Origin of the sequence: Lelliottia sp. CFBP8978 (assembly GCF_034046055.2) — a bacterium.
Lineage (GTDB): Bacteria > Pseudomonadota > Gammaproteobacteria > Enterobacterales > Enterobacteriaceae > Enterobacter.
This window is the reverse complement of sequence record NZ_CM188253.1, coordinates 3,573,574-3,600,572: the sequence shown is the minus strand read 5'-3', so window position 1 is coordinate 3,600,572 and position 26,999 is coordinate 3,573,574. Positions and strand designations below refer to the sequence as shown.

Here is a 26,999-nt window from a genome sequence, read left to right as displayed (position 1 = left end):
CTCAATGCATGACAGTCTTTTATTTCAGACCGGCAGCTTCACGCAGCAGATCGGCTTTGTCGGTCTTTTCCCATGGGAAATGTTCACGACCAAAGTGACCGTATGCAGCGGTTTCTTTATAGATTGGATGCAGCAGATCCAGCATCTGGATCAGGCCGTATGGACGCAGGTCGAAGAACTCGCGCACCAGCAGGGTCAGTTGCTCCGTTGGCACTTTTTCAGTACCAAAAGTTTCCACCATGATGGAGGTCGGTTCTGCCACGCCGATAGCGTAGGAGACCTGAATTTCACAGCGATCGGCCAGGCCTGCTGCGACGATGTTTTTCGCGACATAACGTGCAGCGTAAGCAGCAGAGCGGTCCACTTTAGACGGATCTTTACCGGAGAACGCGCCGCCACCGTGACGAGCCATGCCGCCGTAGGTATCAACGATGATCTTACGACCGGTCAGGCCGCAGTCGCCCATTGGGCCGCCGATAACAAAACGCCCTGTTGGGTTGATGAAGAATTTGGTCGACGCGCTCAGCCATTCGGTCGGCAGAACCGGCTTGATGATCTCTTCCATCACCGCTTCTTGCAGGGATTTCTGGTCGATATCTTCAGCGTGCTGGGTGGAGAGAACCACGGCATCAATACCGACAATTTTGCCGTCATCGTACTGGAAAGTGACCTGGCTTTTCGCATCCGGGCGCAGCCACGGCAGCGAGCCATTTTTACGAACTTCAGCCTGACGCTGCACCAGACGGTGCGCGTAAGTGATCGGCGCTGGCATCAGCACGTCGGTTTCATTGGTCGCGTAGCCAAACATCAGGCCCTGGTCGCCCGCGCCCTGTTCCAGCGGATCGGCACGGTCAACGCCCTGATTGATATCCGGAGACTGTTTGCCAATGGCGCTCAATACGGCGCAAGAGTTGGCATCAAAGCCCATATCAGAATGCACATAGCCGATTTCACGCACGGTATTACGGGTGATCTCTTCGATATCAACCCATGCGCTGGTGGTGATTTCGCCGCCCACCAGAACCATGCCGGTTTTGACGTAGGTTTCGCATGCTACGCGTGCTTTCGGATCCTGTTCGAGGATTGCATCCAGGACCGCATCGGAGATTTGGTCAGCGATTTTATCAGGATGTCCTTCTGATACAGACTCGGACGTAAACAGGTGTTTTGCCATGTTTTATTTCACCTAAGGAGAATTTGGTTAGCTCAAACTGCTGTGTGGGGTAGCCATAGAAGATAATTCCACCAGGACCAGCAGGTAAATAACCACTGGCAGTCTGAGTGTTAATCAGTATGGATGGATTAACATCTGGATGGCTATTTTAGGTCACTTCTTCGCCCGATTTCCAGTTTTTTTTGACTGTGCTCTCACTGTGTTGAAAACAGGGGTGGAAATTTTTCCTGACGGGGGTGGCAAGGCGTGCAATTTTGCTTTGCAATTTGCCGTTCATATCGGTATAAAACGCGGCGCGCGGCTCACACAAAAAAGCGTCCGATGATCTCATCGTGTCGCCACTTCCAGCCGGGTTGAGCAGTGAATACTTAGCTTTGGCTTGAGGTTCGTCTTCTGAAGGCGACCGTGGAGGTGATATCCGATAATGAACCATTGTTTTCCGCTAACTCAGTTACGCCGTTCTGGCGTGCGTCTGTTTCCCGCAACCCGCATTTCTAATCTGCAAACCTGCCGATGTTATACCCATTTCGGTGCTTCTCAGGATTCCAGGGCTGGTCATCCGCTTGGTGAAAACTGAACAAGGGCGCTCTTGTTAATTCAGGAGTTATCTCGTGGTTTCGCCGAACCTTGCCATACAGAGTTCGGATACGTGTTTTACAATGATATGAATAAGAAACCGGTCGCGCGGTCTGGATTTCAGCATACTCTGCTGGAAGATGGGGCCGTTTATGGGTTGTTATCGCAGTATGAGACTGCGATAGTAGTCAACTGTTTTACACTTAATACAAAGAGTTGAGGTTCGCTATGTCTGACGACATGTCTTCGGTTTCGCCTTCGTCAGCGGGCGGACAGGGTGTACTACGTTCTATGCAGGAGGTTGCGATGAGCTCCGAAGAGGCCAGCAAGATGCTGCGCACATACAATATTGCCTGGTGGGGTAATAACTATTACGACGTTAATGAGCTGGGCCACATTAGCGTTTGCCCCGATCCTGACGTACCGGAAGCTCGCGTTGATCTTGCCAAACTGGTGAAAGCGCGCGAAGCGCAAGGGCAGCGTCTGCCTGCATTGTTCTGCTTCCCGCAGATCCTGCAACACCGTTTGCGCTCAATTAACGCCGCGTTTAAACGCGCGCGTGAGTCCTATGGTTATAAGGGTGATTACTTCCTGGTTTATCCGATTAAGGTGAACCAGCATCGTCGCGTCATTGAATCACTGATCCACTCCGGTGAACCACTGGGTCTGGAAGCCGGTTCAAAAGCGGAGCTGATGGCGGTACTGGCTCATGCTGGTATGACCCGTTCGGTGATCGTCTGTAACGGCTATAAAGACCGCGAATATATTCGTCTGGCACTGATTGGCGAGAAGATGGGCCACAAGGTCTATCTGGTCATCGAAAAGATGACGGAAATTGCTATCGTGCTGGAAGAGGCCGAGCGCCTGAATGTGATCCCACGCCTGGGCGTGCGTGCGCGTCTGGCGTCGCAGGGCTCCGGTAAATGGCAGTCCTCCGGCGGTGAAAAATCCAAATTTGGCCTCGCGGCGGGTCAGGTACTGCAGCTGGTGGAAATGCTGCGTGAGCGCGGTCGTCTGGATAGCATTCAGCTTCTGCACTTCCACCTCGGTTCGCAGATGGCCAATATTCGCGATATCGCTACTGGCGTGCGCGAGTCCGCACGTTTTTACGTGGAACTGCATAAACTCGGCGTGAACATTGAGTGCTTCGATGTAGGCGGCGGTCTTGGCGTGGATTATGAAGGGACGCGTTCGCAGTCTGACTGCTCCGTAAACTACGGCCTGAATGAGTACGCTAACAACATTATCTGGGCAATCGGCGATGCCTGTGAAGAAAACGGTCTGCCGCATCCGACGGTGATTACCGAGTCTGGTCGCGCAGTGACGGCGCATCACACCGTGCTGGTTTCTAATATTATCGGTGTTGAGCGTAGCGAAAACACGGAAGCCACACCGCCGCAGGATGATGCTCCTCGTGCCCTGCAAAATATGTGGGAAACCTGGCAGGAGATGAACGAACCGGGCACCCGTCGTTCATTGCGTGAGTGGCTGCACGATAGCCAGATGGATTTGCATGACATTCATGTCGGTTATTCATCAGGAACCTTTAGCCTGCAGGAACGTGCCTGGGCTGAACAGCTGTATCTGAACATGTGCCACGAAGTTCAGAAACAGCTCGACCCGAGCAACCGTGCGCACCGTCCGATTATCGACGAGCTGCAGGAACGTATGGCGGATAAAATTTACGTCAACTTCTCGCTGTTCCAGTCGATGCCGGATGCCTGGGGTATCGATCAGCTGTTCCCGGTTCTGCCGCTGGAAGGGCTGAATCATGCGCCGGAACGCCGCGCGGTGCTGCTGGATATTACCTGTGATTCCGACGGTGCAATCGATCACTACGTCGACGGTGACGGGATTGCCACGACGATGCCAATGCCGGAGTACGATCCAGAAAACCCGCCGATGCTGGGCTTCTTTATGGTCGGTGCATATCAGGAAATTTTAGGCAACATGCACAACTTATTCGGTGATACCGAAGCGGTTGACGTGTTTGTCTTCCCTGACGGCAACGTGGAAGTAGAGCTTTCCGACGAGGGCGACACCGTGGCGGACATGCTGGAGTACGTGCAGCTGGATCCGAAAAAACTGCTGACGCAGTTCCGCGATCAGGTGAAAAACACCGATCTGGACGCTGCCCTACAGCAGCAATTCCTTGAAGAGTTTGAAGCAGGGCTATATGGCTACACTTACTTAGAAGACGAGTAATTAGCGCACTGGGGTTGAGGACCGATTCGGTTCTCAACCTTTTTTATTGCTTATAAAGCCGCTGACAGTGTTTTCCTGATAATCCGTATTTCATCATTCTTTTTAAAATCAGTGTTATACAATATTATATTCTTATAAGTAGCCCCCTTTACGGTTACTCTGGTAATGGCTGTTGATGAGTGCAGATCAGCCAGTTTACGGGGTAATATGAGCATTCCTTTCTTTTGTAATACCGAATAAAACATAGTGGAAATATCAGCTTCAACTTCTTTAAAAAAGATAAGAGGCAGAGTGTCTTTTAATAGTTCAGAAACTCTGGATTTAATTTCTGGAACATAACTACATGGACGGATAAGTATTGGTATGTTTCTCATCAATTCGACATCATGAAAATCGTCCTGAGTCACTGAGGCTGCCATTATAACTTCTATGGTATCTTCATTGATGGTTTCTTTAGTGACCCCGTCAATCGTTTTGAAATCTCTCATCGAAATAATAATGGTTGAATTGCTGTTTTTTACTCGCAATATAATGTCTTGATCGACCAATACCCGCGAGTGAGTAAAATTCAAATCATCCTCTTGTAGTGAATAGATGATGGATTTATAAAAATTGTAAGGGAAAGAAATGTCAAAGATAAGTTCAGGGTTTTTTCTTTTTCCGTACAGATGAAAACGACTCTCAATTAATGACATGCTTTCATAAATTGGCTTTAATTGATTGTAAAGCTGAGTGGCAATAGTTGTTGGGATTAATTTATTGTAGTTTCGGTCAAAAAGCTTACAACCGATTAACTCTTCAAGCTCGCCAATTATCTTGATTAATGGTGAACGCGTGATAAATAATTTCTCCGCAGCGGTGTTAATACATCGTTCTTCCACTGTTACGATAAAATATTTCATCTTCTTTGATAACAAAAAATTCATTAGAACTCCTTTTCCTGTATCCATTATGCGGTGTGCATAATGGATGGCTGTGTTCAAGAATAATAGTGGTCACAAACAAGTAGACGTTTATTTTTCCTTTATGTTTTAGCTGGTGTTATCTACTTTTAACATTAGACCGGTTTTTCACAAAGACTATTAAATACCTAATAACGATTCAACTAATAGACAATCATTCGGGAATTACGCTGTAGATTAATCCGTGCCAGCAAACGATGGCTGGTCACTAACTTTAATTTTCTACGGAGTCATTATGTGTACGAAATATCCAGTGGTATTGGTTCATGGTGTATTAGGTTTTGATAAAATATTGGGCTATCCCTATTTCTTTGGTGTGAAAGAGGCACTAGAGCGTAAGGGCGCAGAGGTTTATACGGCTTCCCTTTCCGGCGTTAATTCTGATGATGTCAGGGGCGAGCAGCTCTGGGACTTTATTAAGGATGTAAAACGTAAAAGCCGAAAAGATAAAGTTAACCTGATTGGCCACAGTCAGGGCGCTCTGGACAGTCGTTATGTCGCTGCCAATTATGCTGACAGCGTTGCCTCTGTGACTTCCGTTGATGGCGTTAATTTTGGTTCAGAATCGGCAGATGCATTGCGTGCCGCTCTTGAACCGGGAAGTTGCAAGGAGGGCGCGGTTGCACTGGCATTCGAAGCATTTGAAAAAGCCATCGCTTTTGTAACGGGTCACCCATTTGAACCGGAAGATGCTGTTGCTGCACTCGATGCGTTGACGACGGCAGGTGTAGAGGAGTTTAACAAGAAATACCCGCAGGCGCTGCCAGACGTATGGGGAGGCGAAGGTGCCGAAATTGTCAATGGTGTGAATTATTATTCATGGAGTGGGATCATCAAAGATGGTCTTTGCGAACAAGGTTTAAATGAACTGGACCCTCTTCACCTGTGGATGAAACATAGTTCGAAAACGTTTGTGAAAGAAGCCGACCAGAATGACGGGCTGGTGGGGCGTTATAGTTCGCATTTAGGCAAAGTGATTTGCTCAGATTATTCGATGGACCATCTGGATGCGATTAATCAGATCGCAGGCATCCGCACGAATACCGTCGATCCTATCGAACTTTATACTGACCACCTTGAATTTTTACGTTCAAAAGGTCTGTGATTCTTCAGGGCTAAATGAATTTTTTAAAATTATATTAATTTTCAGGAGAATAATATGTGTACTCAATATCCCGTTGTGCTGGTTCATGGGTGGTCGGGTTTTTCTACTATCTTAGGTTATCCTTATTTTTTCGGCGTGAAAGAGGCGCTGGAGAAAAAAGGGGCTGATGTTTATACCGCTTCACTGTCAGGTGTAAATACCGACGATGTTCGGGGTGAGCAGTTGTGGGATTTTATTCAGGACGTTAAAAGGAAAAGTGGCAAAGAGAAAGTTAATTTAATTGGCCATAGTCAGGGGGCGCTGGACTGCCGCTATGTTGCTGCAGTCTATCCGGAGAGCGTGGCGTCCGTGACATCGGTTGATGGTGCAAACCATGGCTCGGAATCCGCCGACGCATTGCGCGCATCTTATGAACCGGGCAGTTGCAAAGAGGGCATCGTTGCCCTTGCTGTCAACGCGTTCGAAAAAGCCATTGCTTTCATGAGCGGCCATCCTTGTGAACCCGAAGATTTTATTGCCTCTTTAGATGCTCTCACGACAGAAGGCGTGCAGGCATTTAATCAAAAATATCCACAAGGTTTACCGGAAGTCTGGGGCGGGGAGGGGCCGGAAAATGTTAATGGTGTTTATTACTATTCATGGAGTGGAATTATTAAAGACGGAATTTGTGAGCAGGGGTTAAATGAACTGGACCCTCTCCATTTGTGGATGAAACACGGCGCTAAAACATTCGTCAATGAGGTTGACCAAAATGATGGACTTGTGGGGCGATATAGCTCTCACCTTGGTAAGGTTATTCGCTCAGATTATTCTATGGATCACCTCGATGCTATTAATCAACTAGCGGGCATTCGGACAAACACGGTAAATGTGATTGATCTTTACACCGAACACCTGGATTTTTTACGCTCGAAGGGCGTCTAGTATTTATGTATCGAGTCATTTCAGACATCGTGTTCTATACTGTTTTGTATGTAGCCCAGGCTATTGAACCCGAGCGAAATTAAGGCGATAATCTGCGCCAACAAGCAGTCTGAATGAATACAATCCCTTCCTCGTCGGGTTTAACGACGCGGAAGGGATTTTTTTTCATTTTTTTTTAATACATCGACTCTGAAAGAGGTCAGGACATGAGCACTTTAGGTCATCAGTACGATAACTCTCTGGTATCTAACGCGTTTGGTTTTTTACGTCTTCCGATGAACTTCCAGCCGTACGATAGCGACGCGGATTGGGTGATCACCGGTGTTCCGTTTGATATGGCCACTTCTGGTCGTGCCGGTGGCCGTCACGGTCCGGCGGCGATCCGTCAGGTTTCCACTAATCTGGCCTGGGAACATAACCGTTTCCCGTGGAACTTCGACATGCGCGAGCGTCTGAACGTCGTTGACTGCGGCGATCTGGTGTATGCCTTCGGCGATGCGCGTGAAATGAGCGAAAAATTGCAGGCACACGCAGAGAAACTGCTGGCGGCAGGTAAGCGTATGCTCTCTTTTGGCGGTGACCACTTTGTGACGCTGCCGCTGCTGCGCGCGCATGCGAAGCACTTTGGCAAAATGGCGCTGGTGCATTTCGATGCCCATACCGACACCTACGCGAACGGCTGCGAGTTTGATCATGGCACCATGTTCTACACCGCACCGAACGAAGGCCTGATCGATCCAAACCACTCGGTGCAGATTGGTATCCGTACTGAGTTTGATAAAGACAATGGCTTTACCGTGCTGGACGCAGGTCAGGTGAACGATCGCGGCGTGGACGATATTATTGCTCAGGTTAAACAGATCGTCGGTGATATGCCTGTCTATCTGACTTTTGACATTGATTGCCTGGATCCGGCGTTTGCTCCGGGTACCGGTACACCGGTTATCGGCGGCTTGACCTCCGATCGCGCAATCAAACTGGTTCGCGGTTTGAAAGATCTGAATATCGTCGGGATGGATGTTGTGGAAGTGGCTCCGGCCTACGACCAGTCTGAAATTACTGCGCTGGCCGCTGCGACGCTGGCTCTGGAAATGCTCTATATCCAGGCGGCGAAGAAAGGCGAGTAATCAGGGCCATTTGATTCGCCATTTTGAATCCGGGCAGCGCTCGCCATCCTCACGTACTCTCTGTACGCTCCGCTGGCTGCGCGCTGTCCGTGTCCAAACTGACTTCGCCAATAACCTCTAATTAATTATTGGCGTTGCTTTTCACTTAATCCCATCTGCCGTCATGCGATCGCGAATATGCTGCGCGCGTTCAGCCGAGGCTGGGTGATCGTCAAACATCGAGCTTTGACGGCCTGCTTCCAGTTTCGCCAGTTTCTCGAAGCTGGTTGCTAAACCTGACGGATTAATTCCGCGTTTGCGCAACAGATCGTAAGAGTAGTCATCTGCTTCGGATTCCTGACGCTGGGAGAACTGGGAGTTGACCAGCTTTTCGCCCACATCGCCAAGCTGGGATTGCGACAGACTGCCGACGATACCGCCAGCGGACGCTGCTGCTGCACGTACAGCGTTAGTGCCTAACGCAACCTGCATCCCTTTCTTCACGTGACCGAGTGCGACGTGGCCCATTTCATGGCCGATTACCGCTTCGACTTCGTTATCCGTCATCATATCCATCAGCCCGCTGTAGACGCGGATACAGCCGTTGGCCATCGCAAACGCGTTGACATCTTTCGCCATGTAGACTTTGTAATTGACGGGCTGACCGTTGATGTTATCGCCAAGCGCGGCGGCAATCTTATTCAGACGTTGCGCATACGTACTGTTGGCGGGGGCAATGGTCGCTTTGCCGTCCATCTCTTTACAGGCCTGATCGCTGAGCGCTTTGACCTGTTCGTCGCTCAGGGAATACGCCTGGAAAGCTTCCGCGCCGGAACTCATAAGACCGTTAGAATCCATATTCTGACAGCCGCTAAGCAGGATCGTCGTACCTAAGGCCAGCGCTATTGCTCGCATTTTCATGATGTTGCTTCCGCACCCGTTGATCTGAAAAAAGTCTGAAAAATTTACGGCAGCGAAGCCGTAGTCGGGCTAAGTATAAGGAATATCGGGAGGCGCGGGCGAGTAGATTGCGCAACATGCGAGCATGATCCAGAGATTTCTTAAACGGCAAAAGAATGCTCCATGTACATGCTTTGTCGCTTGGGTTACATTGTTGGCACTTTTTTCTGGCATAGCCCAAAACGCGCTGTCGTCAAGGGCATGGCCTTTAACAGTCCGATCTGGAGTTTAAATGTCCTCACGTAAAGAGCTTGCTAATGCCATTCGTGCGCTGAGCATGGACGCAGTACAGAAAGCCAAATCCGGTCACCCGGGTGCCCCTATGGGTATGGCTGACATTGCCGAAGTCCTGTGGCGTGATTTTCTGAACCATAACCCACAGAATCCGTCATGGGCTGACCGTGACCGTTTCGTGCTGTCCAACGGCCATGGCTCCATGCTGATCTATAGCCTGCTGCACCTCACTGGCTATGCGCTGCCAATCGAAGAACTGAAAAACTTCCGTCAACTGCACTCCAAAACTCCGGGTCACCCAGAAGTGGGATACACCGCTGGCGTTGAGACCACTACCGGTCCGCTGGGTCAGGGTATTGCGAATGCGGTTGGTATGGCGATTGCTGAGAAAACGTTGGCGGCGCAGTTCAACCGTCCTGGCCACGACATCGTTGACCACTTCACCTATGCATTCATGGGCGACGGTTGCATGATGGAAGGCATTTCTCACGAAGTGTGCTCCCTGGCAGGGACTCTGAAGCTGGGTAAACTGGTCGCATTCTACGATGACAACGGCATCTCCATTGATGGTCACGTTGAAGGCTGGTTCACTGATGACACCGCTAAGCGTTTTGAAGCTTACGGCTGGCACGTAGTGCGTGGCGTTGATGGCCACAATGCTGATTCGATTAAACGTGCAGTTGAAGAAGCGCGCGCGGTTACCGATAAACCGTCCCTGCTGATGTGCAAAACCATCATTGGTTTCGGTTCCCCAAATAAAGCGGGTACGCACGATTCTCACGGCGCGCCTTTGGGCGATGCAGAAATTGCACTGACCCGCGAACAGCTGGGTTGGAAACACGCGCCATTTGAAATTCCGTCTGAGATTTACGCTCAGTGGGATGCGAAAGAAGCGGGTCAGGCGAAAGAGTCCGCCTGGAACGAGAAGTTCGCTGCCTATGCCAAAGCCTTCCCTCAGGAAGCGGCTGAATTCACCCGTCGTATGAAAGGTGACATGCCGGAAGATTTCGATGCGAAAGCGAAAGAGATCATCGCGAATCTGCAGGCTAACCCTGCAAAAATCGCCAGCCGTAAAGCGTCTCAGAATGCAATTGAAGCGTTCGGTCCGCTGCTGCCAGAATTGCTGGGCGGTTCCGCTGACCTGGCTCCGTCTAACCTGACTATCTGGTCTGGTTCTAAAGCGATCAACGAAGATACCGCTGGCAACTACATCCATTACGGTGTGCGCGAATTCGGTATGACCGCGATCGCGAACGGTATCTCTCTGCACGGTGGTTTCCTGCCGTACACTTCTACCTTCCTGATGTTCGTCGAATACGCACGTAACGCTGTTCGTATGGCTGCGCTGATGAAACAGCGTCAGGTGATGGTCTATACCCACGACTCAATCGGTCTGGGTGAAGACGGCCCGACTCACCAGCCGGTTGAGCAGGTGGCTTCTCTGCGCGTGACGCCAAACATGTCCACATGGCGTCCATGTGACCAGGTTGAGTCTGCGGTGGCGTGGAAATATGGCGTTGAGCGTCAGGACGGTCCTACCGCGCTGATCCTCTCTCGTCAGAACCTGGCACAGCAGGATCGTACCGAAGAGCAGCTGGCTAACATCGCTCGTGGTGGTTATGTGCTGAAAGACTGCGCGGGTCAGCCACAGCTGATTATCATCGCGACCGGTTCTGAAGTGGAACTGGCTGTGGCATCGTGGGATAAACTGTCTGCCGAAGGCGTGAAAGCGCGCGTGGTCTCCATGCCGTCTACCGACGCGTTCGACAAACAGGATGCGGCATACCGCGAATCCGTACTGCCGAAAGCTGTTTCTGCTCGCGTGGCAGTGGAAGCGGGTATCGCTGACTACTGGTTCAAATATGTCGGTCTGAACGGCGCGATCGTTGGGATGACCACCTTTGGTGAATCTGCACCAGCAGAACTGCTGTTCGAAGAGTTCGGCTTCACCGTTGAGAACGTCGTCGCGAAAGCCAAAGAGCTGCTGTAATTGCGCTCATGCCCGCTGGCGATTTGCTGCGCGGGTAAATGAAATTCAAGCCGGACATCTGTCCGGCTTTTTTGTGTCCGCTATTCCAGGACAGTGTAAATCCATTGTGAATTATTCCATCAAAAATGTGACGCATGTCATATAGCTGGCTTATTGGGTGGGACGAACATTCCTTTTATTTCCCGTTTCGCTTATTCTTGCTGAAGCGTTTCAGTCGATTATTTGTTCGACAATTGACCAATCAGTCGCAGTTTGTGACAGGCGAGGATTCCCCTCTGAGCGTTGCTGCATTACTCTTTCAGCCACCTCAACTCAGGGATAGCCTTGCAGGAGACCTATGACCGTACGCGTAGCGATTAATGGCTTCGGTCGCATAGGACGCAACGTGGTTCGTGCTTTATATGAATCCGGGCGTCGTGCGGAGATCACCGTAGTGGCAGTCAATGAACTGGCGGATGCTGCGGGTATGGCGCATTTATTGAAATACGATACCAGCCACGGACGCTTTGCCTGGGATATTCGCCAGGAGAGAGAACAGCTGTTCGTGGGTGACGATGTCATTCGCGTATTGCATGAGCCCAGCATTGAACATCTGCCGTGGCGCGAATTGGGTGTGGATGTGGTTCTTGACTGTACCGGCGTCTACGGTAACCGCGAACACGGTGAGGCGCATCTGGCTGCCGGTGCGAAAAAAGTTCTGTTTTCCCATCCCGGCGGTAACGATCTTGATGCGACGGTCGTCTACGGCGTAAATCATCAAGAACTGCAAGCCGAACACCGTATTGTCTCCAATGCTTCCTGCACCACCAACTGCATTATTCCGGTCATTAAACTGTTAGACGATGCCTATGGCATTGAATGGGGCACCGTCACCACGATCCACTCTGCGATGCACGATCAACAGGTCATTGATGCCTATCACCCGGATCTGCGTCGCACGCGCGCGGCGAGTCAGTCCATTATTCCGGTGGATACCAAACTGGCGGCGGGGATCACCCGTATTTTTCCGCAGTTTAACGACCGATTTGAAGCCATTGCGGTTCGCGTGCCGACGATAAATGTCACCGCAATTGACCTTAGCGTGACGGTCAAAAAACCGGTAAAAGCTAGTGAAGTCAACCTGTTGCTGCAAAAAGCGGCACAGGGTGCATTTCATGGTATAGTTGACTATACGGAATTACCGTTGGTCTCAGTAGATTTTAACCACGATCCGCACAGTGCCATTGTCGATGGCACGCAAACGCGGGTCAGCGGTGCTCACCTCATCAAAACGCTGGTGTGGTGTGATAATGAATGGGGTTTTGCTAACAGAATGCTCGACACCACGTTAGCAATGGCCGCGCAAGGTTTCAGGTAGAGCGCAGAATGCGCTTGCAAAACTTTAAGAATCAACGAGAGGATTCACCATGTCTGTAATTAAGATGACCGATCTGGATCTGGCAGGTAAACGCGTTTTCATCCGTGCTGATCTGAACGTACCCGTTAAAGATGGCAAAGTGACCAGCGACGCGCGTATCCGTGCTTCCCTGCCAACCATCGAACTGGCACTGAAGCAAGGCGCGAAAGTGATGGTTACGTCTCACCTGGGTCGTCCGACCGAAGGCGAGTACAACGAAGAATTCTCTCTGCTGCCGGTTGTTAACTACCTGAAAGACAAACTGTCTGCTCCGGTACGCCTGGTGAAAGATTACCTGGATGGCGTAGAAGTCGCTGCAGGTGAACTGGTGGTTCTGGAAAACGTTCGCTTCAACAAAGGCGAAAAGAAAGACGACGAAACGCTGTCCAAAAAATACGCGGCACTGTGTGACGTGTTCGTAATGGATGCGTTCGGTACGGCTCACCGTGCTCAGGCTTCTACCCACGGTATCGGTAAATTCGCAGACGTCGCTTGCGCAGGTCCACTGCTGGCTGACGAACTGGAAGCACTGGGTAAAGCACTGAAAGAACCTGCTCGTCCAATGGTTGCCATCGTCGGTGGTTCTAAAGTTTCTACCAAACTGACCGTTCTGGATTCTCTGTCCAAAATCGCTGACCAGCTGATCGTTGGCGGCGGTATTGCGAACACCTTCGTTGCCGCTCAAGGCCACAACGTAGGTAAATCCCTGTACGAAGCAGACCTGGTTGACGAAGCAAAACGTCTGCTGACCACTTGCGATATCCCGGTCCCGACTGACGTTCGTGTAGCGACTGAGTTCTCTGAAACGGCGACCGCAACCCTGAAATCTGTTAACGACATCAAAGATGAAGAGCAGATTCTGGACCTGGGCGACGTGTCTGCACAGAAACTGGCAGACATCCTGAAAAACGCGAAAACCATTCTGTGGAATGGCCCGGTTGGCGTGTTCGAGTTCCCTAACTTCCGTAAAGGGACTGAAATCGTGGCTAACGCTATCGCAGACAGCGAAGCGTTCTCCATCGCTGGCGGCGGCGACACTCTGGCAGCTATCGACCTGTTCGGTATTTCCGACAAAATTTCCTACATCTCCACTGGTGGCGGCGCATTCCTCGAATTCGTGGAAGGCAAAGTCCTGCCAGCAGTAGCAATGCTCGAAGAGCGCGCTAAGAAGTAAGCCATTCATGGGCAGGGAAACCTGCCCAAATTTCAGCGTGCTTTTTAGAGCTCGCACCTTTTCTAACGGCCGAAGATACAGGACTACGTAACATGTCTAAAATTTTTGATTTCGTAAAACCTGGCGTGATCACTGGTGATGACGTTCAGAAAGTGTTCCAGGTAGCTAAAGAAAACAACTTTGCTCTGCCGGCAGTTAACTGCGTGGGTACCGACTCCATTAACGCCGTACTGGAAACCGCTGCAAAAGTTAAAGCTCCGGTTATCGTACAGTTCTCCAACGGTGGCGCAGCATTCATCGCGGGTAAAGGCGTGAAAACTGACGTTCCTCAGGGCGCGGCAATCCTGGGCGCTATCTCTGGTGCGCATCACGTACACCAGATGGCTGAGCACTACGGTGTTCCGGTTATCCTGCACACTGACCACTGCGCGAAGAAACTGCTGCCGTGGATCGACGGTCTGCTGGACGCAGGTGAAAAACACTTCGCTGCAACCGGTAAGCCACTGTTCTCTTCTCACATGATCGACCTGTCTGAAGAGTCACTGCACGAAAACATCGAAATCTGCTCCAAATACCTGGCGCGCATGTCCAAAATGGGCATGACCCTGGAAATCGAACTGGGTTGCACCGGTGGTGAAGAAGACGGCGTGGACAACAGCCACATGGACGCTTCTGCACTGTACACCCAGCCAGAAGACGTTGATTATGCGTACACCGAGCTGAGCAAAATCAGCCCGCGTTTCACTATCGCTGCGTCCTTCGGTAACGTTCACGGCGTTTACAAGCCAGGTAACGTTGTTCTGACCCCAACCATCCTGCGCGATTCCCAGGAATATGTTTCTAAGAAACATAACCTGCCGCACAACAGCCTGAACTTCGTCTTCCACGGCGGTTCCGGTTCTTCTGCTCAGGAAATCAAAGATTCCGTAAGCTACGGTGTAGTGAAAATGAACATTGATACCGACACCCAATGGGCAACCTGGGACGGCATCCTGCAATACTACAAAACCAACGAAGCTTACCTGCAGGGCCAGCTGGGCAACCCGAAAGGCGAAGACCAGCCGAACAAGAAATACTACGATCCACGCGTATGGCTGCGTGCTGCACAGACCTCTATGATCACCCGTCTGGAGCAGGCATTCAAAGAGCTGAACGCGGTTGACGTTCTGTAATTTGAGCTGCTGGTAGCTTGAGAAAGGTCCGCATTTGCGGGCCTTTTTTTATGGTTTTCAATAAGCTGTCTGCGCAGATTTTGTGATCTGTTTGGCATAATCCGCGCTTTTTGTTTACCCTTTACTGACCTGCCTGTCTCCCTGTGGGATGGTTTTTTTTGGTTTGCATTAGCATAAGGAAGGATAAATGGAAGATCTCGGTGTTGTAGATGGCATAAATAATGCGGGTACCTGGCTGGTGCGTAACCAGGCGCTGCTGCTGAGTTATGCGGTGAATATCGTGGCGGCGATCGCGATTATTATCGTGGGGATGATCGTGGCGCGTATTGTGTCCAATGCGATTAACCGTGTGATGCTCGCCCGCCATATTGATGCCACGGTTGCAGATTTCCTCTCCGCGCTCGTGCGCTACGGCATTATCGCTTTTACGCTGATTGCCGCGCTGGGCCGAGTGGGTGTACAAACCGCGTCGGTGATCGCTGTGCTGGGTGCTGCCGGCCTGGCCATTGGTCTGGCACTGCAGGGTTCATTGTCGAATCTGGCGGCCGGCGTGCTGCTGGTCACCTTCCGCCCGTTCCGTTCCGGTGAATATGTTGATTTGGGCGGCGTTGCCGGGACCGTATTGCAGGTGCAGATTTTCTCCACCACCATGCGTACCGTCGATGGCCGTATCGTTGTCATCCCGAACGGTAAAATTATCGCGGGCAATATCATCAACTTTTCCCGCGAACCGGTGCGCCGTAACGAGCTGATTATTAGCGTGGCCTATGATTCAGATATCGATCAGGTGAAAGCGCTTATCACCCGGATTATCGAGTCGGACGAACGCATTATCAAAGATCGCGAAATGACCGTTCGCCTGAACGAACTGGGTGCCTCCTCGATCAACTTTGTGGTGCGTATCTGGAGCAAAAGCGGTGATTTGCAGAATGTGTATTGGGACGTGCTGGAGCGTATCAAACGCGACTTCGACGCACACGGCATTAGCTTCCCGTATCCGCAGATGGACGTTAACTTCAAACGTGTGAAAGAGACTGAAGCATAAGTTTCCCCGGCCCGGCAGGCGACAACGTCGCCGGGCATTTTCATTATTAGCATGGCTAATTGCCAATTAATATTATCCATTTCCTCTAATGAAGATCCTGCAGTATAGTCTCGCCTAAACGACAACTGTGTGAGATGTTTCCCATGTTATCCTACTATTTTCAAGGTCTTGCATTAGGCGCGGCCATGATTTTACCGCTCGGTCCGCAAAATGCGTTCGTTATGAATCAGGGCATTCGTCGTCAGTATCATCTGATGATTGCTCTGCTTTGCGCGGTCAGCGACCTTTTGCTCATTTGCGCCGGGATTTTTGGTGGCAGTGCACTGCTGATGCAGTCCCCGTGGCTGCTGGCTTTGGTGACCTGGGGAGGCGTGGCATTTCTGCTGTGGTATGGCTTTGGTGCGTTGAAAACGGCTATGGGCAGCAATATTGAACTGGCCAGCGCTGAAGTCATGAAACAGGGGCGCTGGAAAATCGTTGCCACTATGCTGGCCGTGACCTGGCTGAATCCGCATGTTTATCTCGACACCTTTGTGGTGCTGGGCAGTCTCGGCGGTCAGCTGGATGTGGAGCCTAAGCGCTGGTTTGCTCTGGGCACGGTGAGTGCTTCATTCCTGTGGTTCTTCGGCCTGGCGTTGCTGGCGGCATGGCTCGCACCTCGTTTACGTACCGCCAAAGCGCAGCGGATTATTAACACGCTGGTGGGCCTGGTGATGTGGTTTATCGCTTTCCAGCTAGCGAAAGAGGGCATCAATCACGTACAGGTATTGTTCAACTAAGCGTTGTCTTATGGACAACTGAACCAGACCCGCTAAGCTTGCTGGCATGCGCCCCGTTAATGGGCACTCTTCGCAACATGGAGGAATAACAGTGAAGTTTAAAGTGATGGCCCTGGCGGCATTAGTGAGTGTTGGCGCAATGTCGGTACAGGCAAACGAATTGCCAAACGGACCGCACATTGTCACTTCCGGTACGGCGAGTGTGGATGCGGTACCTGATGTCGCAACGCTCGCGATTGAAGTGAATGTGGCCGCGAAAGATGCCGCGTCAGCCAAAAAGCAGGCGGACGATCGCGTTGCGCAATATCTCTCCTTCCTTGAGCAAAATAGCGTAGCTAAAAAGGACATTAACTCGGCTAATTTGCGCACTCAGCCGGATTATGATTACCAGAACGGCAAAAGTATTCTGAAAGGCTATCGCGCGGTTCGTACCGTTGAAGTGACCGTCCGTCAGCTTGATAAGCTGAATTCCCTACTGGATGGTGCACTGAAGGCTGGCCTGAACGAAATCCGTTCGGTGTCACTGGGCGTTGCGCAACCAGAGAAGTACAAAGACGAAGCGCGTAAAGCGGCGATTGACGATGCCGTGCGTCAGGCTCAGCAGCTGGCTTCTGGCTTTAACACCAAACTGGGGCCGGTCTATAGCGTGCGCTATCACGTCTCTAACTATCAGCCAAGCCCGATGGTTCGCATGATGAAGGCGGACGCAGCACCGGTTTCTGCACAAGAAACCTACGAGCAGCCGACGATTCAGTTTGACGATCAGGTGGATGTGGTGTTCCAGCTTGAGCCTGCTCAGGGCCAGCAAACGCAAGCACCGGCGGCAGATAAAGCGCAGTAATTCTGACGTCGTAAAGGTTAAAAAGCCGGGGATGCGAACGCGCGACCCGGCTTTTTTATTAATCCTGTCTCAACACCTTATGCCCGTATGCCAGCAGTGCATCGGTGACGTTACGCATCATGCGGCTCTCTGGCGCAAAACGATGCCAGTACAACATCCTGCGCTGATACAAGCCGGGCGTGAGATCGATAAGCTCACCGCTCTTCAACTCTTTCTCAATCTGCAAATGCGGGATCATGCAGCAGGTAGTGCCCTGGCGCGCCAGTTGCACAAAGGCTTCCGACGAGTTGACGATATGGCACGGCACGCTACCCGGCGGCAGATCGAAGTTTTGCTGTAAGAATGCCTGATGCATATCGTCGAGATGGTCGAACGCTACGGCTGGCGCTTTTAGCAGCGCTGCGCGGGTCACGCCATTCGGGAAATAACGGTCGGCAAACTCTTTTGAGCCGACAAACAGATAATCCAGCGCGCCAAGCTGATCGACCAGACAGCTGGGTAGCGCTTGCGGCTGGATACTGACAGCTCCCACCACTTCGCCCCGACGCAGTCGTTCCTGGGTGCGGGTTTCGTCCTCGACCTGGAGATTGAGGCGGATAGGCGAGTCAGCCAGCACGGTCGCCAGGGCTGGCAGCAACCAGGTGGCCAGACTGTCGGCGTTGACGGCCAGGGAGAGTAGCAGCGGCGTGGAGCCGGTTTGTTCATCGCCGAGCCACTCTTCTTCCAGCAGCTCAACCTGACGTAGCAGCGCGAGTAACTTCTGCCCTTGCTCAGTGGGACGCGGTGGCACGGTACGCACCAGCAGCGGTTGTCCGAACATATTCTCAAGCTGTTTGATACGTTGTGACACGGCAGATTGAGTGATGCACAGCTTTTGCGCTGCGCGCTCAAAACCTCGTTCACGAATGACGGCATCAAGCGCCTGTAGTGTTCTGTAATCCGGACGTTTCATTGCGGGGCAGCACTCCTGAAATTTGCTTATTCTGCACTATGACACAAATTTATCTTTGTGGCAGACGAAATCCGACCACATCGGATCTGTCAGCGCTTTACGCGGTAATGTGACACTGGTCACAGGGACATTTCGGGTCTCCGTGTTCTATAATGCGGCCTGAGTTATCACACCACAGGCAAAACGATCATGACGCAGGATGAACTGAAAAAAGCAGTAGGATGGGCCGCTCTCCAGTACGTGCAGCCAGGCACGATTGTTGGCGTGGGGACAGGATCAACCGCCGCACACTTTATTGATGCGCTTGGGACGATGAAAGGGCAGATTGAGGGCGCCGTTTCCAGCTCCGATGCCTCTACGGAAAAGCTGAAAAGCCTCGGTATCACTGTCTTCGATCTTAACGAAGTCGATCGCCTCGGGATTTATGTGGATGGTGCCGACGAAATTAACGGTCATATGCAGATGATCAAAGGCGGTGGCGCGGCCCTGACGCGTGAGAAGATCATTGCCTCCGTAGCGGATAAATTCATCTGTATTGCCGATGCTTCCAAGCAGGTTGATATTCTGGGTAATTTCCCGCTGCCGGTAGAGGTCATTCCGATGGCGCGTAGTGCCGTCGCTCGCCAGCTGGTGAAGCTGGGGGGACGTCCGGAGTACCGTCAGGGCGTGGTGACTGACAACGGTAATGTGATTCTGGATGTGCATGGCCTTGAGATTCTGGATGCGGTGGCGATGGAAAATGCCATTAATGCCATTCCAGGCGTAGTGACAGTAGGGTTGTTCGCCAATCGTGGCGCGGATGTGGCCCTGATTGGGACTGCTGACGGTGTGAAAACCATCGTAAAATGATCTGACGGGGGGAGCTCTCCCCCCACGAAATATTTTTCAAAAGCTAAATTCGGTGACTTGTGTCACGTTTTTCACCCTGTCCTGACGATCCTGCCGCTTTCCCAATTATCCACAGCATTTTCCTCTGACATTTCGCCCTGGATGACTTTTCTTCAGAGTGCCGACGCAAACGTTCATATTGCTGCAATAGTTTTTTTTGATATGTTGGCTGGAGCGGATTCAAATCCAGCACAACATCAGTTCAGACAAAACAGGGTCGGGTAAATGGCAAAGGTATCACTGGAGAAAGACAAGATTAAATTTCTGCTCGTCGAAGGGGTGCATCAGAAAGCACTGGATAACCTTCGTGCAGCAGGTTACACCAACATCGAATTTCACAAAGGCGCGCTGGATACTGAACAACTGAAAGAATCCATCCGTGATGCCCATTTCATTGGCCTGCGATCCCGTACCCATCTGACTGAAGACGTCATTGCAGCCGCGGAAAAGTTGGTGGCTATCGGCTGTTTCTGCATCGGTACCAACCAGGTTGATCTGAATGCAGCGGCTAAACGCGGTATTCCGGTCTTTAACGCGCCGTTCTCGAACACCCGTTCTGTTGCGGAACTGGTCATTGGCGAACTGTTGCTTCTGCTGCGTGGGATTCCGGAAGCCAACGCCAAAGCGCACCGCGGCGTGTGGAACAAACTGGCGTCAGGCTCTTTTGAAGCGCGCGGTAAAAAACTGGGAATTATCGGCTACGGCCATATCGGCACCCAGCTTGGCATTCTTGCTGAATCGCTTGGGATGCACGTATTCTTTTACGATATCGAAAACAAACTGCCGCTGGGGAATGCTACCCAGGTTCAACACCTTTCTGACCTGTTGAACATGAGCGATGTGGTCAGTCTGCACGTGCCGGAAAATGCCTCCACCAAAAATATGATGGGCGCAGAAGAGCTGGCGCTGATGAAACCTGGCTCACTGCTGATCAACGCCGCTCGCGGAACCGTTGTCGATATTCCTGCGCTGTGTGATGCCCTGAAGCGTAAGCATTTGGCAGGGGCGGCCATCGACGTCTTCCCGACAGAACCGGCCACTAACAGCGATCCGTTTACCTCTCCGCTGTGCGAGTTCGATAACGTGATTCTGACGCCGCACATCGGTGGCTCGACTCAGGAAGCACAGGAAAATATCGGCCTGGAAGTGGCGGGTAAACTGAGCAAATATTCCGATAACGGTTCAACACTTTCTGCGGTGAATTTCCCGGAAGTGTCTCTGCCGCTGCACGGGGGGCGTCGCCTGCTGCACATCCACGAAAACCGTCCGGGTGTTCTGACTGCCATCAACCAGATCTTTGCAGAGCAGGGCGTAAACATCGCCGCACAGTATTTACAAACGAACTCTCAGATGGGTTACGTGGTGATTGATATTGAAGCGGATGAAGATGTTGCCGAGAAAGCGCTGCTGAGCATGAAGGCGATTCCAGGAACGATTCGCGCGCGTCTGCTGTACTAATTGTGTCGCGGCTTCGGCCCACTCTCACGTGAGACGATGAATCACTAAAAACGGTAACCCGCGTTACCGTTTTTCTTTTACCGCCACTCCCACACCTTCGATGGCGTAACCACCGCAGGCAGCGGAATATCCCATTTCTCAACAGGTAGCGTCTCTACGCCCTGACAATCATGCGCATATCCCACCGGATGTAAGCCGTACTGCTGCCATTTTTGCAGTGTACGATCGTAAAAACCGCCGCCCATGCCCAAACGCTGACCGCTCTGGTCGAATGCCACCAGCGGGGTGATGAGCACATCCAGATCCGGCAACGGCAGAACATCGCGAACGTCCAGTTTTGGCTCGGTGATTTTCAGGCGATTCACCACCACTTCGCTGTGCGGATGATAGTGTAAGAACAGCAGATGACCGGGGCTGAACGGATGTAACACCGGCAGATAGACTTTTTTTCCTGCCCGCCAGAGTTGTTCGATCAATGGCTGGGTGTCGAGTTCGCCATCAAACGACAGAAACAGCGCGACCGTATGGGCCATTACCACAGGGGAATAAGCCATCATGCGGGCAGCCGCCTGTTGGGCAAAATGAGTCTGTTGTTCGGGCGAGAGCGCGCGACGTTGCTGGCGAATTAACTGGCGGATTTGTTGCCGGGATGCAGGAACTTCAGGAAGTTGCGTCATGATGCTTGAGGGTAGAAAAGAAGGGGAATCTCCGAGATGCCGCCGCAGGCTGTAACCCTTGAACCCTTGGTTCAAGGTGAATGTGTCGTCATAGTCTTAAGGCTTCTCGGACGAACCGAGCATGCTCACCGACCATGGAGCGCCACATTCTTGTGGTATGAAATATCGGCTCAGGGGACTGGCCCGCTTGCGAACATCTCAGAGAAATTTTGTCTTCACAGTCACTCTACCATAGTCAACTGCAAAGTGTTATTCAAACTTTGGTCCCGGTCTTTCGGGACTGCGACCCTGATCAAGCAACGCTTGTTCAATGGTCTGCTGAAGCATTTTAATGCGCTGCTCCATGCTCGCCGCATAGTCGCGGGTCTTCGCTTTTTCCTGAGTTAATTCATAGCTGATGTTCAACGCGGCGATGAAAACCAACTGCTCAGTATTTGTGACTCTAGTGCGTTCTTTTAGATCTTGCAACCGCTGATTCAAATCATCCGCTGCCTGATTCAAAGCATCTCTTTGTTCAGGCGGACAATTCACTCGCAGCGAACGGCCAAAAATTTGGAGATCGACGGGTTGTGCAGACATGCCACCTTCCTGCTGATTAACTGCGCTGCCTTCGCACACGGCCCGGGGGCGGCGAAGGGGCGACACTATAGCTACCATGATATGAAGATACAAGCCCTTTTCTGGTATCTCCAGGGTCCAAAGTGGTAGCATATCATGAATATTCCTCCCAACGATGACGAATGCGCATGTCTATACAGAACGAAATGCCTGGTTACAACGAAGTAAGCCAGTTACTTAACCAGCAGGGCGTAGGTCTGACCCCTGCTGAAATGCACGGTCTGATCAGCGGGATGCTGTGTGGTGGAAACAGCGACAGCTCATGGCAGCCGCTGCTTCACGACCTGACGAACGAAGGTCTGGCATTCGGTCACGAGCTGGCTGAAGCACTGCGTAAAATGCACTCGACGACCAGTGATTCTCTGGAAGACGATGGGTTCCTTTTTCAGCTTTATCTGCCTGATGGTGATGACGTTAGCGTCTTCGATCGCGCTGATGCGCTGGCGGGATGGGTAAATCACTATTTACTCGGTCTTGGCGTCACGCAGCCTAAACTCGATAAAGTCACCGGCGAAGCGGGTGAAGCTATCGACGATCTGCGGAATATCGCGCAGTTGGGTTACGACGAAGACGAAGACCAGGAAGAGCTGGAAATGTCCGTCGAAGAGATCATCGAGTACGTCCGCGTTGCGGCGCTGCTGTGCCACGATACCTTTACGCGCTCACAGCTGACCGCGCCGGAAGTTCGCAAACCGACTTTACATTAATAATAAGAACGCACAGGAGGGTGTCATGACTCAGCAAGAGTATTTTCGCCGTCGCCAGGCTTTGTTGGCAGAAATGCAGCCGGGAAGCGCTGCACTGATTTTTGCCGCCCCGGAAGCCACGCGCAGCAATGACAGCGAATATCCGTATCGGCAGAATAGCGATTTCTGGTACTTCACTGGCTTTAATGAGCCAGAAGCGGTGCTGGTGCTGATCAAAAGCGATGACACCCACAATCACAGCGTTCTCTTTAACCGCGTTCGCGATCTCACCGCCGAAATCTGGTTTGGTCGCCGCTTAGGGCAAGAGGCCGCGCCAGAGAAACTTGGCGTCGAACGCGCGCTGGCGTTCAGCGAAATCAACGAGCAGCTCTATCAGCTGCTTAATGGCCTGGACGTGATCTATCACGCGCAGGGTGAATATGCCTGGGCCGATGAGATTGTTTTTGCGGCACTGGATAAGCTTCGCAAAGGATCGCGTCAGAATTTATCCGCGCCTGCATCGCTCATCGACTGGCGGCCCATTGTCCATGAAATGCGCCTGTTTAAATCGCCGGAAGAGCTGGCTGTCATGCGTCGCGCCGGTGAAATCAGCGCGCTGGCCCACACGCGTGCGATGGAAAAATGCCGCCCTGGGATGTTTGAATATCAGCTTGAAGGCGAAATCCTTCACGAATTCAGTCGTCACGGGGCGCGCTTTCCGTCCTACAACACCATTGTGGGGGGTGGGGAGAATGGTTGCATCCTGCACTACACCGAGAATGAAAGTGAGCTGCGCGATGGCGATCTGGTGCTGATTGATGCCGGATGTGAATATCAGGGTTACGCGGGCGATATCACCCGCACCTTCCCGGTGAACGGCAAATTTACCCCTGCGCAGCGCGCAGTTTACGACATCGTGCTGGAATCGCTGGAGACCGCGTTGACGCTGTTCCGTCCAGGCACATCCATTCAGGAAGTGACGGGTGCGGTGATCCGCATTATGGTCACCGGGCTGGTGAAACTGGGTGTTCTGAAGGGTGACGTTGAAGAGTTGATTGCCGACAACGCTCACCGCGCGTTCTTTATGCATGGTCTGAGCCACTGGCTGGGGCTGGATGTCCACGATGTCGGCGGCTACGGTCCGGATCGTTCGCGCACCCTTGAGCCGGGCATGGTGTTAACCGTCGAACCGGGTCTGTACATCGCCCCTGATGCGGACGTACCCGCAGAGTATCGTGGGATTGGGATCCGTATCGAAGACGATATTGTGATCACCCAAACCGGTAACGAAAACCTGACGGCGATGGTGGTGAAAAAGGCGGACGATATCGAAGCACTGATGGCGGCGGCGCGGGCATGAGTATCATCATCGTTGGCGGTGGCATGACCGGCGCAACGCTGGCACTGGCTGTCTCGAAGCTGACAAACGGACAGCTGCCGGTTCATCTGATTGAAGCCGTTGCTCCGCAGGCGTCTGAGCACCCTGGTTTCGATGCCCGGGCCATTGCGATAGCCCAGGGCACTTGCCAGCATCTGTCACGCGTCGGAATTTGGCAGGCGCTGGCAGAGTGTGCAACGCCTATCGATACCGTTCATGTCAGCGATCGCGGTCATGCCGGGTTTGTGACGCTGGATGCGCAAGATTATCGTATTGATGCGCTCGGTCAGGTGGTCGAACTTCATGACGCAGGGCTGCGTTTATTCCGCCTGCTACAGGACGCCCCCGGCGTGACGCTGCACTGTCCGGCTCGCGTTGTTCACTTCACCCGGCGTGAAGAGGGCGTGAGCGTTGAGCTTAACGACGGTGAGGTGATTGACGGAAAGCTGCTGGTCGCCGCTGACGGCTCACGCTCCGCGCTGGCGACCCAGTGTGGAGTGGAATGGCATCAGCAGCCCTATCATCAGGCGGCCGTGATTGCCAATGTCTCGACATCGGTGGCGCATGACGGACGGGCGTTTGAGCGTTTTACCGAGCACGGTCCGCTGGCGATGTTACCGATGTCTAAAGGACGCTGTTCTCTGGTCTGGTGTCATTCGCTGGAAAAAATTGATGAGGTCATGGCCTGGTCCGACGCCCGTTTTTGTGACGTGCTGCAAAAAGCCTTTGGCTGGCGGCTGGGGCGGATCGTTCATGCGGGACAGCGATCCTCCTATCCGCTGGCGCTGACCACGGCATCGCAGTCGGTTTCTCATCGCGTGGCGTTGGTCGGTAACGCGGCGCAGACGCTGCATCCCATCGCCGGACAAGGGTTTAACCTTGGGTTACGCGATGTGATGACCCTGGCAGAGATCCTGGCGCAGGCGTGGCAGGAGCAAAAAGATTACGGCGCCTATTCGCTGCTCAGTTATTACCAGAAGCGTCGTCAGGCAGATAAAGACGCGACGATTGGCGTGACTGACGGCCTGGTTCATCTTTTCGCGAATCGCTGGGCACCGCTGGTTGCCGGGCGTAACGCGGGGCTGATGGCGATGGAACTATTTATTCCGGCACGCGACGTGCTGGCGCAGCGGACTCTCGGTTGGGTCGCTCGTTAAGGAGTTAACTAAGTGCAGAATGTGGATGTTGCCATTGTTGGCGGCGGAATGGTTGGACTGGCGCTCGCCTGCGGTTTGCAGGGGAGCGGTCTGCGCGTCGCGGTCCTGGAGCAAAAGCAGCCTCAGCCCGTTGCGCAGGATGCGCCGCCGGAGCTTCGCGTCTCCGCCATCAACGCCGCCAGCGAAAAGCTGTTAACGCGTCTTGGCGTCTGGTCTGATATCACGGCTTTTCGTGCCAGTTGTTATCACGGAATGGAAGTGTGGGACAAGGACAGCTTCGGCCATATCGCGTTTGACGACGAAAGCATGGGGTACAGCCATCTGGGCCATATCGTCGAGAACGCGGTCATTCATCACGCGCTGTGGCGCAAAGCGCAAGCGTGCTCTGACGTTACCCTGATGGCACCCGCTCAGGTGCAGCAGGTTGCGTGGGGCGAAAACGAAGCGTTCATCACTCTGCAGAGCGGCGATATGCTGACCGCCCGGCTGGTGGTGGGGGCCGATGGCGCAAACTCCTGGTTACGTAACAAGGCGGACATTCCGCTGACTTTCTGGGATTATCATCATCATGCGCTGGTGGCGACTATTCGCACCGTCGAGCCGCATGGCGGCGTGGCGCGTCAGGTCTTCCATAATGATGGCATCCTGGCGTTTCTGCCGTTGAGCGATCCGCATCTGTGTTCCATCGTCTGGTCATTAGTACCGGAAAAAGCGCAGCAGATGCAGGGATCCACTCCAGAGGTGTTCAATCAGGCGCTGTGCATGGCGTTTGATAATCGTCTGGGGCTGTGCTCGGTTGAGAGCGAACGCCAGCTGTTTCCGTTAACCGGTCGGTATGCGCGTCACTTCGCTGCGCACCGGCTGGCGCTAATGGGAGATGCGGCGCATACCATCCATCCGTTAGCCGGGCAGGGCGTTAACCTGGGCTTTATGGATGCCGCTGAGCTTATTGAAGACCTGCGTCGATTACATCGCGAAGGAAAAGACTTTGGTCAGCATCTCTATTTGCGTCGCTATGAGCGAAGCCGTAAACACAGCGCCGCGATGATGCTGGCGGGCATGCAGGGTTTCCGCGAGCTGTTTGCCGGAAGCCACCCCGCCAAAAAACTGCTCCGCGATCTGGGACTCAAACTGGCGGATACGCTTCCGGGTGTTAAGCCGCAACTCCTTCGTCAGGCGATGGGTCTTAACGACTTACCGGACTGGCTGCGTTAATTAGACCCCTGTCACACTTTCCTTTCCCGGCCTTTGTGCCGGGATAATTCCCTCGTTTGAAATATTCTAATTTCACCTCACTTTTCGCATTAGATTATCTCATGTCACGTTTTTAGCATGACGGAAATTTGGCGCGTTTTTCCGCAGTAAATATCAGCCTGTGCTAAATTTTGTGAGTGGAATGTTAATTATCTGCGGTATAAATCGCATTTTCCCAGTGAATAACTCTGTAGGCTTTTTAGCGTTTTTTGGTCATAAGCTAATGTGATGACCCGTTTTACCTTATGGTTAATCGCCGGTTTCGGTGGTAAGTTCAGGTAAAAGAGA

26 protein-coding genes and 1 other RNA gene are annotated in these 26,999 nt (G+C 52.3%); 19 read left to right on the top strand and 8 right to left on the bottom strand.

The window, feature by feature from the left end:
* Nucleotides 1-19: 19 nt before the first annotated feature.
* Both metK and SOM82_RS16815 read right to left on the bottom strand, forming a co-directional pair.
* Nucleotides 20-1,174, bottom strand: a complete 1,155-nt coding sequence (gene metK / locus SOM82_RS16820; protein ID WP_320460559.1) for a methionine adenosyltransferase — start codon at nucleotides 1,172-1,174, stop codon at nucleotides 20-22.
* 148 nt (nucleotides 1,175-1,322) lie between these two features.
* A complete protein-coding gene (locus SOM82_RS16815) occupies nucleotides 1,323-1,607 on the bottom strand; it encodes a hypothetical protein (RefSeq protein WP_320460558.1) in 285 nt (94 codons plus the stop codon).
* Here SOM82_RS16815 and yqgG point away from each other — a divergent pair.
* The 3 genes from yqgG to speA all read left to right on the top strand — a co-directional run bounded on the left by yqgG (nucleotide 1,599) and on the right by speA (nucleotide 3,955).
* Nucleotides 1,599-1,751 (top strand): small protein YqgG, encoded by a 153-nt coding sequence (gene yqgG, locus SOM82_RS16810; RefSeq protein WP_422655528.1) that lies wholly within the window; start codon nucleotides 1,599-1,601, stop codon nucleotides 1,749-1,751. The genes SOM82_RS16815 and yqgG overlap by 9 nt on opposite strands.
* 87 nt (nucleotides 1,752-1,838) lie before the next feature.
* Nucleotides 1,839-1,970 carry an acid stress response protein YqgB gene (yqgB, locus tag SOM82_RS16805; protein WP_154126503.1) on the top strand — a complete coding sequence of 44 codons (132 nt, stop codon included), beginning with the start codon at nucleotides 1,839-1,841 and terminating at the stop codon, nucleotides 1,968-1,970.
* A gap of 8 nt (nucleotides 1,971-1,978) precedes the next feature.
* Nucleotides 1,979-3,955, top strand: a complete 1,977-nt coding sequence (speA, locus tag SOM82_RS16800; RefSeq protein WP_154126134.1) for a biosynthetic arginine decarboxylase — start codon at nucleotides 1,979-1,981, stop codon at nucleotides 3,953-3,955.
* Nucleotides 3,956-4,005: 50 nt separating this feature from the next.
* Here speA and SOM82_RS16795 read toward each other — a convergent pair whose 3' ends face one another.
* Nucleotides 4,006-4,881 carry a LysR family transcriptional regulator gene (locus SOM82_RS16795; RefSeq protein ID WP_320460557.1) on the bottom strand — a complete coding sequence of 292 codons (876 nt, stop codon included), beginning with the start codon at nucleotides 4,879-4,881 and terminating at the stop codon, nucleotides 4,006-4,008.
* A 271-nt stretch (nucleotides 4,882-5,152) separates the two neighbouring features.
* Here SOM82_RS16795 and SOM82_RS16790 point away from each other — a divergent pair, with 271 nt between their 5' ends.
* The 3 genes from SOM82_RS16790 (at nucleotide 5,153) to speB (ending at nucleotide 8,073) form a co-directional block, all read left to right on the top strand.
* The gene (locus SOM82_RS16790) at nucleotides 5,153-6,022 is read left to right on the top strand and encodes an esterase/lipase family protein (RefSeq protein WP_320460556.1); all 870 of its coding nucleotides are present in this window, start codon (nucleotides 5,153-5,155) and stop codon (nucleotides 6,020-6,022) included.
* A gap of 54 nt (nucleotides 6,023-6,076) precedes the next feature.
* Complete coding sequence (locus SOM82_RS16785) at nucleotides 6,077-6,946, top strand: esterase/lipase family protein (RefSeq protein ID WP_320460555.1); 870 nt, start codon at nucleotides 6,077-6,079, stop codon at nucleotides 6,944-6,946.
* A gap of 206 nt (nucleotides 6,947-7,152) precedes the next feature.
* Entirely contained in the window at nucleotides 7,153-8,073 is a 921-nt protein-coding gene (gene speB / locus SOM82_RS16780) for an agmatinase (protein ID WP_015960333.1), read from the top strand.
* Nucleotides 8,074-8,214: 141 nt separating this feature from the next.
* Here the strand turns inward: speB and loiP are convergent, their stop codons facing one another.
* Nucleotides 8,215-8,973, bottom strand: coding sequence for a metalloprotease LoiP (loiP, locus tag SOM82_RS16775; RefSeq protein WP_154126133.1), 759 nt, complete (start codon nucleotides 8,971-8,973; stop codon nucleotides 8,215-8,217).
* Between the two features lie 271 nt (nucleotides 8,974-9,244).
* On the opposite strand from loiP, the gene tkt reads away from it, so the two are divergent.
* From tkt to SOM82_RS16740, 7 genes are all read left to right on the top strand, one after another.
* Nucleotides 9,245-11,236 carry a transketolase gene (gene tkt, locus SOM82_RS16770; protein WP_320460554.1) on the top strand — a complete coding sequence of 664 codons (1,992 nt, stop codon included), beginning with the start codon at nucleotides 9,245-9,247 and terminating at the stop codon, nucleotides 11,234-11,236.
* Between the two features lie 337 nt (nucleotides 11,237-11,573).
* Complete coding sequence (gene epd, locus SOM82_RS16765) at nucleotides 11,574-12,593, top strand: erythrose-4-phosphate dehydrogenase (RefSeq protein ID WP_320460553.1); 1,020 nt, start codon at nucleotides 11,574-11,576, stop codon at nucleotides 12,591-12,593.
* Nucleotides 12,594-12,642: 49 nt separating this feature from the next.
* Nucleotides 12,643-13,806, top strand: a complete 1,164-nt coding sequence (pgk, locus tag SOM82_RS16760) for a phosphoglycerate kinase (RefSeq protein ID WP_320460552.1) — start codon at nucleotides 12,643-12,645, stop codon at nucleotides 13,804-13,806.
* Nucleotides 13,807-13,898: 92 nt separating this feature from the next.
* Complete coding sequence (gene fbaA, locus SOM82_RS16755) at nucleotides 13,899-14,978, top strand: class II fructose-bisphosphate aldolase (protein ID WP_100779014.1); 1,080 nt, start codon at nucleotides 13,899-13,901, stop codon at nucleotides 14,976-14,978.
* Between the two features lie 187 nt (nucleotides 14,979-15,165).
* Entirely contained in the window at nucleotides 15,166-16,023 is an 858-nt protein-coding gene (locus tag SOM82_RS16750) for a small-conductance mechanosensitive channel MscS (RefSeq protein WP_320460551.1), read from the top strand.
* A gap of 143 nt (nucleotides 16,024-16,166) precedes the next feature.
* The gene (gene argO / locus SOM82_RS16745) at nucleotides 16,167-16,802 is read left to right on the top strand and encodes an arginine exporter ArgO (RefSeq protein WP_154126128.1); all 636 of its coding nucleotides are present in this window, start codon (nucleotides 16,167-16,169) and stop codon (nucleotides 16,800-16,802) included.
* A 91-nt stretch (nucleotides 16,803-16,893) separates the two neighbouring features.
* Nucleotides 16,894-17,643 (top strand): oxidative stress defense protein, encoded by a 750-nt coding sequence (locus tag SOM82_RS16740; RefSeq protein WP_320460550.1) that lies wholly within the window; start codon nucleotides 16,894-16,896, stop codon nucleotides 17,641-17,643.
* A gap of 58 nt (nucleotides 17,644-17,701) precedes the next feature.
* Here SOM82_RS16740 and argP read toward each other — a convergent pair whose 3' ends face one another.
* Nucleotides 17,702-18,595, bottom strand: a complete 894-nt coding sequence (gene argP / locus SOM82_RS16735) for a DNA-binding transcriptional regulator ArgP (protein ID WP_320460549.1) — start codon at nucleotides 18,593-18,595, stop codon at nucleotides 17,702-17,704.
* A gap of 189 nt (nucleotides 18,596-18,784) precedes the next feature.
* Here argP and rpiA point away from each other — a divergent pair, with 189 nt between their 5' ends.
* Nucleotides 18,785-19,444 (top strand): ribose-5-phosphate isomerase RpiA, encoded by a 660-nt coding sequence (gene rpiA, locus SOM82_RS16730; RefSeq protein ID WP_181620687.1) that lies wholly within the window; start codon nucleotides 18,785-18,787, stop codon nucleotides 19,442-19,444.
* 264 nt (nucleotides 19,445-19,708) lie between these two features.
* The gene (serA, locus tag SOM82_RS16725; RefSeq protein WP_154126124.1) at nucleotides 19,709-20,941 is read left to right on the top strand and encodes a phosphoglycerate dehydrogenase; all 1,233 of its coding nucleotides are present in this window, start codon (nucleotides 19,709-19,711) and stop codon (nucleotides 20,939-20,941) included.
* A gap of 77 nt (nucleotides 20,942-21,018) precedes the next feature.
* Here serA and SOM82_RS16720 read toward each other — a convergent pair whose 3' ends face one another.
* The 3 genes from SOM82_RS16720 to zapA all read right to left on the bottom strand — a co-directional run bounded on the left by SOM82_RS16720 (nucleotide 21,019) and on the right by zapA (nucleotide 22,197).
* Entirely contained in the window at nucleotides 21,019-21,618 is a 600-nt protein-coding gene (locus SOM82_RS16720) for a 5-formyltetrahydrofolate cyclo-ligase (protein WP_320460548.1), read from the bottom strand.
* Nucleotides 21,619-21,642: 24 nt separating this feature from the next.
* Nucleotides 21,643-21,826, bottom strand: a non-coding RNA gene (gene ssrS, locus SOM82_RS16715) — 6S RNA.
* 41 nt (nucleotides 21,827-21,867) lie between these two features.
* Nucleotides 21,868-22,197: a cell division protein ZapA gene (gene zapA / locus SOM82_RS16710; protein ID WP_003860096.1), complete on the bottom strand. Its 330-nt coding sequence runs from the start codon at nucleotides 22,195-22,197 to the stop codon at nucleotides 21,868-21,870.
* Between the two features lie 167 nt (nucleotides 22,198-22,364).
* Between zapA and SOM82_RS16705 the strand changes: the two genes are divergently transcribed.
* From SOM82_RS16705 to ubiI, 4 genes are read left to right on the top strand one after another with little or no spacing between them, the layout of a single operon-like run.
* Nucleotides 22,365-22,943 (top strand): YecA/YgfB family protein, encoded by a 579-nt coding sequence (locus tag SOM82_RS16705; RefSeq protein WP_154126122.1) that lies wholly within the window; start codon nucleotides 22,365-22,367, stop codon nucleotides 22,941-22,943.
* 25 nt (nucleotides 22,944-22,968) lie between these two features.
* On the top strand, nucleotides 22,969-24,282 hold the full coding sequence (gene pepP, locus SOM82_RS16700; RefSeq protein WP_320460547.1) for a Xaa-Pro aminopeptidase: 1,314 nt from the start codon (nucleotides 22,969-22,971) through the stop codon (nucleotides 24,280-24,282).
* Entirely contained in the window at nucleotides 24,279-25,457 is a 1,179-nt protein-coding gene (ubiH, locus tag SOM82_RS16695) for a 2-octaprenyl-6-methoxyphenyl hydroxylase (RefSeq protein ID WP_320460546.1), read from the top strand. Before pepP ends, ubiH begins: the two co-directional genes overlap by 4 nt.
* A gap of 12 nt (nucleotides 25,458-25,469) precedes the next feature.
* Nucleotides 25,470-26,672: an FAD-dependent 2-octaprenylphenol hydroxylase gene (gene ubiI, locus SOM82_RS16690; RefSeq protein WP_320460545.1), complete on the top strand. Its 1,203-nt coding sequence runs from the start codon at nucleotides 25,470-25,472 to the stop codon at nucleotides 26,670-26,672.
* The last annotated feature ends 327 nt before the right edge of the window (nucleotides 26,673-26,999 follow it).

Bases quoted from the DNA above. Each gene is read 5' to 3' on its own strand.
- SOM82_RS16705 (WP_154126122.1), top strand. From the start codon at position 22,365: ATGTCTATACAGAACGAAATGCCTGGTTACAACGAAGTAAGCCAGTTA.
- metK (WP_320460559.1), bottom strand. From the start codon at position 1,174: ATGGCAAAACACCTGTTTACGTCCGAGTCTGTATCAGAAGGACATCCT.
- ubiH (WP_320460546.1), top strand. From the start codon at position 24,279: ATGAGTATCATCATCGTTGGCGGTGGCATGACCGGCGCAACGCTGGCA.
- argP (WP_320460549.1), bottom strand. From the start codon at position 18,595: ATGAAACGTCCGGATTACAGAACACTACAGGCGCTTGATGCCGTCATT.
- tkt (WP_320460554.1), top strand. From the start codon at position 9,245: ATGTCCTCACGTAAAGAGCTTGCTAATGCCATTCGTGCGCTGAGCATG.
- SOM82_RS16720 (WP_320460548.1), bottom strand. From the start codon at position 21,618: ATGACGCAACTTCCTGAAGTTCCTGCATCCCGGCAACAAATCCGCCAG.
- SOM82_RS16750 (WP_320460551.1), top strand. From the start codon at position 15,166: ATGGAAGATCTCGGTGTTGTAGATGGCATAAATAATGCGGGTACCTGG.
- SOM82_RS16790 (WP_320460556.1), top strand. From the start codon at position 5,153: ATGTGTACGAAATATCCAGTGGTATTGGTTCATGGTGTATTAGGTTTT.
- epd (WP_320460553.1), top strand. From the start codon at position 11,574: ATGACCGTACGCGTAGCGATTAATGGCTTCGGTCGCATAGGACGCAAC.
- speA (WP_154126134.1), top strand. From the start codon at position 1,979: ATGTCTGACGACATGTCTTCGGTTTCGCCTTCGTCAGCGGGCGGACAG.
- yqgB (WP_154126503.1), top strand. From the start codon at position 1,839: ATGAATAAGAAACCGGTCGCGCGGTCTGGATTTCAGCATACTCTGCTG.
- pepP (WP_320460547.1), top strand. From the start codon at position 22,969: ATGACTCAGCAAGAGTATTTTCGCCGTCGCCAGGCTTTGTTGGCAGAA.
- rpiA (WP_181620687.1), top strand. From the start codon at position 18,785: ATGACGCAGGATGAACTGAAAAAAGCAGTAGGATGGGCCGCTCTCCAG.
- SOM82_RS16795 (WP_320460557.1), bottom strand. From the start codon at position 4,881: ATGAATTTTTTGTTATCAAAGAAGATGAAATATTTTATCGTAACAGTG.
- serA (WP_154126124.1), top strand. From the start codon at position 19,709: ATGGCAAAGGTATCACTGGAGAAAGACAAGATTAAATTTCTGCTCGTC.
- argO (WP_154126128.1), top strand. From the start codon at position 16,167: ATGTTATCCTACTATTTTCAAGGTCTTGCATTAGGCGCGGCCATGATT.
- zapA (WP_003860096.1), bottom strand. From the start codon at position 22,197: ATGTCTGCACAACCCGTCGATCTCCAAATTTTTGGCCGTTCGCTGCGA.
- speB (WP_015960333.1), top strand. From the start codon at position 7,153: ATGAGCACTTTAGGTCATCAGTACGATAACTCTCTGGTATCTAACGCG.
- SOM82_RS16785 (WP_320460555.1), top strand. From the start codon at position 6,077: ATGTGTACTCAATATCCCGTTGTGCTGGTTCATGGGTGGTCGGGTTTT.
- SOM82_RS16815 (WP_320460558.1), bottom strand. From the start codon at position 1,607: ATGGTTCATTATCGGATATCACCTCCACGGTCGCCTTCAGAAGACGAA.
- fbaA (WP_100779014.1), top strand. From the start codon at position 13,899: ATGTCTAAAATTTTTGATTTCGTAAAACCTGGCGTGATCACTGGTGAT.
- loiP (WP_154126133.1), bottom strand. From the start codon at position 8,973: ATGAAAATGCGAGCAATAGCGCTGGCCTTAGGTACGACGATCCTGCTT.
- pgk (WP_320460552.1), top strand. From the start codon at position 12,643: ATGTCTGTAATTAAGATGACCGATCTGGATCTGGCAGGTAAACGCGTT.
- yqgG (WP_422655528.1), top strand. From the start codon at position 1,599: ATGAACCATTGTTTTCCGCTAACTCAGTTACGCCGTTCTGGCGTGCGT.